Raw genomic sequence first — 808 nt, 5'->3', positions numbered from 1 at the left:
GTTGCAATCCATGTTCTTGTTAATGTATAACTTCCTGCACAAGTTCCTGCTGTAGTTACTTCGTTGTAAGCTACTGTTGCCGTTCCACAGTTGTCAGTTGCAGTTAATATTACTGCTGTTGGTACTGCTGAACATTCTACAGTTACATTAGCTGGTAGAGCTTCTACAAATGTCGGAGCTGTTGTATCTTGAATAGTGATAGTTTGAACGTGAGTAATATCATTACCTGAAGCATCAGTCAATGTCCAAGTTCTAATTATTGTATAATTACCAACACAAGATCCAGGGTTTATTGTTTCATTGAATGTAACATTAGTAATACCACAAGTGTCAATACCTGTTAATGTTGGTGCAGTTGGTACTGCTGAACATTCTACAGTTGTATTTTGCGGTAGAGAGCTTGTCCAAGTTGGATCAGTTGTATCAGTAACATTTATAGTTACAGAAGCTTGATCACATAGGTTTGGTATCGTTACACTACAAATTGAGTATGTAAATGTGTATGTACCTACAGCTATTCCACTTGTTAAATTAATATTTCCATTATTATCAATACTAATATTTGGATAACTACCTGTTAAGATTGTTAAATTAACTTGGCTATTAGTACTTGTATTTACTAATGTAGTTCCAATTGTATCATTATTTAAAATGTTTCCAACAATTATATTATTATCACATGAAATATTATTGAATGTGTCATTAACAGCATTAATTATAGGTGTTATAGTACAAGTAGTACAAGTTGGGTCAATTGGCGTACAAGAAGCACAAGGAGTTGGATCAGTAGAAGTTCCAGTTACCGGAG

1 protein-coding gene is annotated in these 808 nt (G+C 33.9%); it reads right to left on the bottom strand.

Annotated features, from left to right (window positions below; genetic code table 11):
• The coding region (locus tag ACYU7A_RS11560) for an HYR-like domain-containing protein (protein WP_460576710.1) at positions 1-808 on the bottom strand (808 nt) is incomplete at both ends.

The sequence above is a fragment of the Flavobacterium koreense genome (assembly GCF_054776075.1).
Note: the sequence above shows the minus strand (reverse complement) of the source record. Positions and strands in the feature narration are given on the sequence as shown.